An 8160-nucleotide genomic window follows, 5' to 3' on the forward strand; every position below is an offset into this window, starting at 1 on the left:
GACACACGCAAGACGCCCGGCCGGGAGGTCCCGGCCGGGCGTCTTCGATGTGCGTGGGCTGCCCGCTGGCGGCTTAGTACCAGTGGTGGGTCTGCCAGAAGTTCCAGGCGCCGACGGGGCTGCCGTAGCGCTCGTTCATGTAGTTCAGGCCCCACTTGATCTGGGTGGCCGGGTTGGTCTTCCAGTCGGCGCCCGCGGAGGCCATTTTCGAGGCCGGCAGGGCCTGGACCAGGCCGTACGCGCCGGAGGAGGCGTTGGTGGCGGTGTGGTTCCAGCCGCTCTCGCGGGAAACGATGTTGTTGAAGGCCGCGAACTGCGCCGGGTCCTTGATCATCTGCTGGGCGATCGCCTTGGCGCTCGTCGGGGCCGCCTGGGCGGGAACCGCGGCGAGCATGGAACCGGCGACACCGAGGGCGACGACGGTGCCCGCGAGGGCCTTCTTGGAGGCGGCGATGCGGCGGATGACGGAGTGGGACACGGAGATACCTTCCACAGGGGACAAGGGCGGTCGCGGCATGCCTGGGGCATGCGTGAGCCACTCACGCGGTGGAGAGGGGTTCGTCGGCGGCGGGTGAGGACCCGTGCCGCCCGGCGACTCATCCAGTTCTACAGACGCCCCGACCCCCTGGCAACGACCGCCATTACTAGGGGGCTTCGCAGTCAGGGACCGGCGGACCGGTGCTGGGCGGAGCGGGGTGGGCGCAGGTGGGAGCCGGATGAGGGGGGTTACGGGAGGGGTGCGGGGTCTACTATCGCGGTTCGTGTGTGACGTGAGTCCTATGGGGCGGGTCACCCCCGGGACGCCCGGATCTCACCTTCTGTCACTGGATGTACCCCTTTGAGAAGCCGAGCGAATGTCCGCATTGCGCTGGATTCAAAGGAAATGAACAGCTTTGGGCTGTCCTTCTGTCCGGCGCGGTCGGGCACGTGGAGTCGGGAGCACGCCCACGGAGGGCCCGGGTCTGGACCCGCTGGGGGTCGAGGTCGCCGGGGCGAGCCGCCCGCGATCGCCCGGAAGACCACGCCGCGGACCGCGGCGGACCGAGGCGGACCGCGGGGGGCAGGCCGTGCGCGAGGTGCGGCGCGGGTTCGCGGCGGGCGGGGCGGCCGGCGGTAGGGTGCGGGCCGTGTCCGATCAGCAGCGTGAGCAGCAGCGGCGTGATCTCGCCGGCTACGGGGCCGAGCCGCCGCGCGCGGCGTGGCCGGGGGGCGCCCGTGTCGCCGTCAGCCTCGTACTGAACTACGAGGAGGGCGGGGAGCAGAACGTCCTGGAGGGCGACCGCACCTCGGAGGGGTACCTCCACGAAGTCGTAGGCGCGCCGCCCGTGACCGGCGGGCGCGACCTGAACGTGGAGTCGATGTTCGCCTACGGCTCGCGCGCCGGCTTCTGGCGCATCCACCGCACACTGGCGGCGCACCGTGCGCCACTGACCGTGTACGCCGTGGGACAGGCCCTGGAACGCAACCCCGACGCGGCGCGCGCGATGGGGGCGGCGGGCTGGGAGGTGGCGGGCCACGGCTGGCGCTGGATCGACTACCGGCACGTGCCCGAGAACGTCGAGCAAGACGACATCGCACGCACGGCCGAGGTGATCGGGCGGCTCGTCGGGCGCCGGCCGGTGGGCTGGTACACCGGCCGGACCAGCGCGAACACGCGGCGCCTGGTCGCCGGGGAGGGCGGCTTCCTCTACGACAGCGACGACTACTCGGACGACCTGCCGTTCTATGTGGAGGCGGGCGGCCGGCGCCCGCACCTGGTGGTGCCGTACAGCCTCGACGCGAACGACTTCAAGTTCCTGATCGTCCACGGCTTCACCACCGCGGACGACATGCTCGCCTACCTGGTCGACACCTTCGAGACGCTCCGCGCCGAGGGCGCGGACCGGCCGCGGATGATGAGCGTCGGCATGCACTGCCGAATCATCGGGCGGCCCGGGCGAATCCGCGCGCTCGACGGGTTCTTGAAACACGTCGCGCAGCGGGGCGGGGCGTGGATGGCCACGCGGGAGGAGATCGCACGACACTGGCTGGCCACGCACCCGCCCGCCGACTGACTGCACACCGTGCACGCACGGCGTGCAGGACGCAGGACGCAGGACGCAGGACGCAGGACGCCTCTAGGATGCCGGGCGGGCGGGGTCGTAGCGCAGAGGTCGTCGCGCGCGGTCTCCAAAACCGTGAGGACGCCGGTTCGAATCCGGTCGGCCCCGTCCGCTCCGCCCCTCGGCCGCCTCGCGGCCGTCCCCACGTCACCCTTCGGCCGCCGGCAGGGGCCGGCGACCGAAGGGTGACGTGGGGCCCGGTTCGCGCCGAACATTCCCGGCCCTGCCGGTCGCCCCGCAGGGCCTGCGCCTGCGGGGCCTGCGCCTGCGGGGCCTGCGCCTGCGGGTCTACGCGGGGGTCTGGACCTTGTCGGGGTTGTCCTTGCCCACGACTACCGGGTCCGGCTTGGTGTCCGGCTTGGGGGTCGGGGCGGGCTTGTCGGGCTGGTGCTCGCAGTAGACCTTGCCCTGGTAGAACTTGCAGCCCGGCATGTTCTCCACGTCGCGGACCTTGCCCTTCTTGCCGTGACGCTTCTGGTTCTTCTCGCCCTTGTCGTGCTTGTCGTGCTTGTCGTGGTTCTGACCCTTCTCCCACGCCTCCTTCTTGCCGCTGTTCTCGTGACCGCTCTTCGCGTGGGCAGCGGCCGAGGTCGCGCCGGTCGCGGCCGGGGCGGCGAAAGCGCTGGTGGGGACCAGTGCGCCCCCTCCGACGATCGCGGCCGAGACGGCGTACAGGGCGAAGCGCTGCTTTCGGGAGGTGGTGCGGAACATGAGGACGACTCCAGATGAGAGGTGGGGGGAGGGTCGGATCCAGAGAACTCGGTGCGAAATGTCTGGTTTGTTCTCTTATGGAAAAGGCTGGCTGTCTGACTTCATGGAGCTGTCCGCCGACTGTCACAGGCGCGTGACAGGCCGCGCGGCTCCTGGCGTCTGGCATCTGCGGCGCCCCTGCGGCTGCCCTGGTACGGGGGCCGGGACAGCAGGACCGGTGGGCGCGGGGCGTGGCACGGGGCCGAAGTCGGGCCGGGAGGCGTCGCTGCCTGCCCGGCTCCTCCCGCAGGAGTCAGTGGACGCGGGCCGGGAGCGCGGTGGATCGGCCCCGGCCCAGGGTCCGCGGCCGGAGGTCAGCCGGCCAGGGGGACGGCGATGTCGCAGGCCGGGTCGGCCGGGCCGATCCCGGACCAGTCCGCGAAGTAGACCTCGCGCGGCGCAGCCGCCGTGGTGCGGGCCTCGCGCTGCGCCCAGGCGTAGACCGCGTCGTAGGCGGAGAGGATCTGCGGGTAGGCCGTCTGCGCCTTGGTGAGGCGGGTGTAGGCCTGGGTGTGGGCCGGTTCGGTGCGGGAGGCCGCCGGGAGCAGGCCGGCGCGGGCCGGGTCCACCGGCACGCAGAGCTCGACGGGGCCGTCGCTGTCCTCATTGACCTCCCCGTGGTAGATGACGAACGGGTGGTCGAAGAAGCCCCCGTGCGCGTGTGCCACCTGAGCCAGTCGGCCCAGGGCGGCGGGAATCCAGTCGGGCAGCTCTTCCGGGGTGATGTGCCGCTGTTCCGTGAGGACCAGCTGCTGCGGCACCTCACGCTCCTTGATCTCGTACATGTCCGTACTCCCTTCGCCTCCGAGCAGGTGGATACGGAGGTGCGCCGCCAGCTCGCGCTGTGCCGCGTGGCGGCGCTCGACGCCGTCCCAGTACTCGGCCACCAGCCGGGCCGCCTCCGGGGCGGGGGCGGCCAGGACCGCGCCGACGTCGGCCAGCGGCATGTCCAGCCCGCGCAGCCGCACGATCAGCCGGGCGGCGGCGAGCCGGCTCTCCCGGTAGTACCGGTATCCGGTGACGGCGTCGACGTGGTCGGGCGGCAGCAGGCCGTGGCGGTCGTACAGCCGCAGGGCCTTGTGCGACAGCCGCGCCCGGCGGGCGAACGCGCCGATGCTGAGCAGTGCTTCTTCCTCCATGGCCGCTACGCTCCCCTCTCCCCCAGGGTCAGGGTCAACCGGGCGGGCTCAGCAGTCACCGGGGTCGCCCAGCAGGGGTGCGCCGACAGTAGCGGGCGGCGGCGTGCGCGACGGCGAGTAGGCCTCGGGCGGCGCGGGGCGGCGGCCCGGGACGAGTTGAGGCGGCCGGCGAGGGGGTTCCGGCGGGCTTCGCGGCCCATCGGGGGCAGTCCGCCGGAGGCCTCCAGTCCGAGGAGGGGAACCGCGCCCCCCCTTTCTCTCCCCTTTTTCCCCTCCTTCTCCCCCGTCCTGTCCCGCGTCTTCTCCTCCGTCAGGGTCCGGTCCGCGCCGCGGCTCCGGTGTTCCGCGACGGCATGGGCGCGTCCGTCCGCCGCGGCCGCGCCGAGGAACTCGGCCTGGACACCCGCCTCGCCGGGGCGGCGGTCTGCTGCGGGACATCGGCCAGCCCGTCGTCCGGCTTGCCGTCCTGCGCATCACCCTCGAGGTGGAGGTGCGTGTCACTCCACCCGAGGAGGAAGGGGACGAACGGCCCAACGGGAGCCACAAGGTCGGCGTGATCGAGCGGATCGGCTTCCGCCGGGCCGTCCTGCTCCCGAACTTGCGGGCTTGCGGGCTTGCGGTGCCGCTCCTGCCGCGCTGGCCGCCCTCCGTGCGGCGGGGGCCGTCCCCGCCCTGGCCTCTGTCACCGACGACCGCCATCGGGGAACACCCGGCGCAGCCACGGGCGGTCGGGCGGTCAGGCGGTGCGGCGCGGGCGCATGGGACGGCGCGGGCGGCGGCGGACAGCAGGGGCCTCCGGGGCAGCCTGCGGTGAGGAGAACCCGCCTGCCACGGGCAGGGGGGACGCAGCCGGTGCGGTGGCCGGAGCGGGGACCGCGGCCGCGGGCGGGGCCTGGCGGGCCGGCGGTCGGGCACTGCCGAGGATGGCGGTGTGCGCGATGAGCGGCGCGCAGGACTGGCAGATCTCGGCGAGCGTCCAGACCTGTCCCACGGCCGGGTTGTGGACCAGGACCAGGAGGGCGGAGCCGGTGCACTGGGTGCGGGCCTCGTGGAAGGCGCACTGCGCGGCCCGGCAGGCGCACGCGGCGTTGGGCCGGACGGTCGCCAACCGGGCGTGGGCCCGGACGTGCTCGGCGGCGAACCGTTTCAGGGCCGCGGTGTCCTTCGAACGGGGCGGCATCCGGCAGGCTTCGGTGCTGCAGGTGACGGAGGCGCTGTGATCGGCGTGGCCGGTGAGCCGGACCGTCCAGGTCCGGCCGGGCACGCGGGATCCGGGCATGAGGGTCAAGTCGGGGTCCGATCGTCGTGTTTCAGGTGGGTCGGTCGCGGCCGGTCGCACCGACGTGGCGCCGATCGCGGCGGGGTGGACCCCGCGGACTGTCGTCCCGGGCGGCGTCTGCGGTGGCGGCGCCGGGCAGCGGAGAAACGGACATCGCGCGGCCTCGGACCTGGGGTCTTCGGCCTTTTTCGCACGTCCCGCAGGCCCTGTCAATGGCGCGTACCCGTCCGGCCGTCCGCCGGACAGGGGCAGGAAGGGGAGGGGACGGGGACCGGACGGGGCAGGACAAGTGGGCCCGGGTCCGCCCGGGACGCGCCCGGGAGGCCTGTCGGCCGTGGCGGGTGCGGGCGATTCGAGCGGCGGAGCGGGCGGGCGAAAACTCCCGGGAAGTCAGCACGCCCACGGAACGGGCCGGCGGGGCGCCGGCGCCGGCGCCGTGGCCGCCTGCGGGCAGCGCTCCGACTGCCTCGTCTGCCGTTCGTGGGCACCGTCTGCGGCGCACAATTCCCCCGGCGGGTGCGGACGATGGTCCTGTCCTGGACCGGGCCTGTGCCCCGCGCCCGTACGCGGAGGTGTACGGGCAACACGGCCGTCTGCGGGTTCGGCGAAGACGCTGGAGGCGACCCCGGCTATCACCGCGAGCGGACACCGGCGCGGGCCGCGAGGTCCGTCGTCCCGACCGGAGCGCGGCGCTGCGGGCGGCAGGCTCTACCCCGATCCGGTGCCGGCGACGACTGGGCCCCGCCCCCCTCTACGGGACGCCGCGGCCCCCGCCCGGGGCGCTGGAGATCGGCCGGCTGCCGGTCTTCGCCGCCGAGGCGCACTGATTGCGACCACAGCGCGTGGGGCAGCGCTCTCGCCTCCGGCCGCCTCGCGACTGCGGCGCTGCCCGCAGGGGCGTCGCCCGCACCGGACGAGCCCTCGGAACCGGTCGGCAGGCGCAGCACGGGTTCCGGGGCCGACGAGACACGCATTGTGGTCCCCTCAGTGATCTCCGCGTAGCACCCGGCACCGCGTCGAGTACCCGAACCGGACAGGCGGACTGGCGGTGTGGGCGGGAGGGGAAGCGGGCGAGGTACGGCCCCCGTCGCAGCCATGAGGGCCAGGACCGCACCCCGCACCAGGCACCTACCCGACACCGCCCGGCCGACACCCGCCGGCGCGGGCGGTGCCTGAGCCAGCGCCGCACATACGGCGACTCCTCGCAGAGGTTGCCTCTGCGAGGAGTCGCACTCGACCGCCGGCCGTTGGTCTGCTGGTCAGCCCTGGGTTCCGCCCTGGGTGTTGCCGTTACCGCCACCCTGCGTACCACCCTGGGTGTTGCCGGTGCCACCACCCTGCGTACCGCCCTGGGTGTTGCCGGTGCCGCCACCCTGGGTTCCACCCTGGGTGTTGCCGGTGCCACCACCCTGCGTACCGCCCTGGGTGTTGCCGGTGCCACCACCCTGGGTGTTGCCGGTGCCACCACCCTGCGTACCACCCTGAGTGTTGCCGGTGCCACCACCCTGGGTTCCACCCTGAGTGTTGCCGGTGCCACCACCCTGCGTACCACCCTGAGTGTTGCCGGTGCCACCACCCTGCGTACCACCCTGAGTGTTCCCATTACTACCACCCTGGGTTCCACCCTGAGTGTTGCCGGTGCCACCACCCTGCGTACCACCCTGAGTGTTGCCATTGCCGCCACCCTGGGTTCCACCCTGAGTGTTGCCATTACCGGCGCCCTGCGTACCACCCTGGGTGTTGCCATTACCGATCTGGGTGCCACCAATGGTGTTGTTCGAACCGCCGATGATCGTGTTGTTGACGATGTTCGTTACGTTGTTGGTCACCTGGTTCACCACGGAGGGCGCCAGCCCGAGCTTCTTCGCTTCCGAAGCCGCTGCCTTTCGACCGATGGCGGCTGCCTGCGCCTTGGAGGCTCCGCCTCGCGCTGCCTGCTGGGCCGCGGCTGTGCCTCGTGCTGTTGCCACTGCGATGTCGGCCTTCGTGGAGGCGGATCCGGTCGGGGTGCATCGGACCGTGCCTACGGAGACCGGACCGCTGCCGGTGATTTCGACCCGGATGTCGCCCTTCGGTCCGGTGGCGGCGCGGGCGATGGTCTTCCCGTTGCGCTTGACGTCGTAGGTCTGCTTGAGGGCGAAGCCCTTGCCGCGGATCTCGCCGTTCTTCAGGCTGCACACCGCCGCCGCCGGGGCTGCGGTCGAAAGTGCGGAAGCCTGGGAAGCGAATGTCACTCCCGCCGTTCCGGCGAGTATCGCGGTGACACAGGACAGACCGGCAATGTTGGCGACGCGCTTCTTCCTCGACATTTAAATCTCCTTTGAATGGTCGACCCGGATTCCGAGTTTTTCTGCGAGCCGGGGATTCGGCTTGCCAGGTGCCTCAGTTCCGTTTACTGGCCGATCGGTTTATCTGTCTCCAGATTGCCGTTTTCGGGCGCGGGGAGAAAGCGACGGAGATTCGGGGCTTGACAATCTCGTATGAGGGTGGGTGGTCGTGTGGCGCCTGGCGGTGGGGGCTGGTGGCTGGTGGCTGGTGGCTGGTGGCTGGTGGCTGGTGGCCCATGGTGTGCCTGGGGGCAGCTGCGGGGTGGACCGGGCCGCGCTCGGCGGTGCTTCCTCGCCCGTCGGGCTGGGTTTCGGGGCCTGGTACGGGTTCAGCCGTTGCCCGCCCCGACGTGGGTCGGGGCGGGCAACGGCTGAAGGGGACGGCACCACCTCGCAGAGAGAGCCTCTGCGAGGTGGTGCGTCTTTCGGCTGGCTTGGTCAGCCCTGGGTACCGCCCTGGGTGTTGCCGTTACCGCCACCCTGCGTACCGCCCTGGGTGTTCCCGTTACCGCCACCCTGCGTACCGCCCTGGGTGTTCCCGTTACCGCCACCCTGCGTACCGC

Annotated in this window: 6 protein-coding genes and 1 tRNA gene; 2 read left to right on the forward strand and 5 right to left on the reverse strand. The window is 72.2% G+C overall.

Annotated elements, in window-relative coordinates; all coding sequences use genetic code 11:
• Window positions 1-73: 73 nt before the first annotated feature.
• Window positions 74-517 carry a transglycosylase SLT domain-containing protein gene (locus ACFW2G_RS29270; RefSeq protein ID WP_052031375.1) on the reverse strand — a complete coding sequence of 148 codons (444 nt, stop codon included), beginning with the start codon at window positions 515-517 and terminating at the stop codon, window positions 74-76.
• Window positions 518-1127: 610 nt separating this feature from the next.
• Here ACFW2G_RS29270 and puuE point away from each other — a divergent pair.
• Together puuE and ACFW2G_RS29280 are read left to right on the forward strand one after the other, a co-directional pair.
• Window positions 1128-2054, forward strand: coding sequence for an allantoinase PuuE (gene puuE, locus ACFW2G_RS29275; protein ID WP_384451525.1), 927 nt, complete (start codon window positions 1128-1130; stop codon window positions 2052-2054).
• A gap of 81 nt (window positions 2055-2135) precedes the next feature.
• Window positions 2136-2210: transfer RNA gene (locus tag ACFW2G_RS29280), tRNA-Trp, on the forward strand.
• Window positions 2211-2390: 180 nt separating this feature from the next.
• Here ACFW2G_RS29280 and ACFW2G_RS29285 read toward each other — a convergent pair.
• From ACFW2G_RS29285 to ACFW2G_RS29300, 4 genes are all read right to left on the reverse strand, one after another.
• Entirely contained in the window at window positions 2391-2813 is a 423-nt protein-coding gene (locus tag ACFW2G_RS29285) for a hypothetical protein (RefSeq protein ID WP_384585067.1), read from the reverse strand.
• 353 nt (window positions 2814-3166) lie between these two features.
• The gene (locus ACFW2G_RS29290; RefSeq protein ID WP_384454641.1) at window positions 3167-3991 is read right to left on the reverse strand and encodes a MerR family transcriptional regulator; all 825 of its coding nucleotides are present in this window, start codon (window positions 3989-3991) and stop codon (window positions 3167-3169) included.
• A 736-nt stretch (window positions 3992-4727) separates the two neighbouring features.
• Complete coding sequence (locus tag ACFW2G_RS29295; protein ID WP_384454638.1) at window positions 4728-5270, reverse strand: hypothetical protein; 543 nt, start codon at window positions 5268-5270, stop codon at window positions 4728-4730.
• A 1259-nt stretch (window positions 5271-6529) separates the two neighbouring features.
• Entirely contained in the window at window positions 6530-7579 is a 1050-nt protein-coding gene (locus ACFW2G_RS29300; protein WP_384585064.1) for a hypothetical protein, read from the reverse strand.
• Window positions 7580-8160: the final 581 nt, after the last annotated feature.

This window comes from Streptomyces sp. NPDC058880 (assembly GCF_042742535.1).
Taxonomy (GTDB): Bacteria; Actinomycetota; Actinomycetes; order Streptomycetales; family Streptomycetaceae; genus Streptomyces.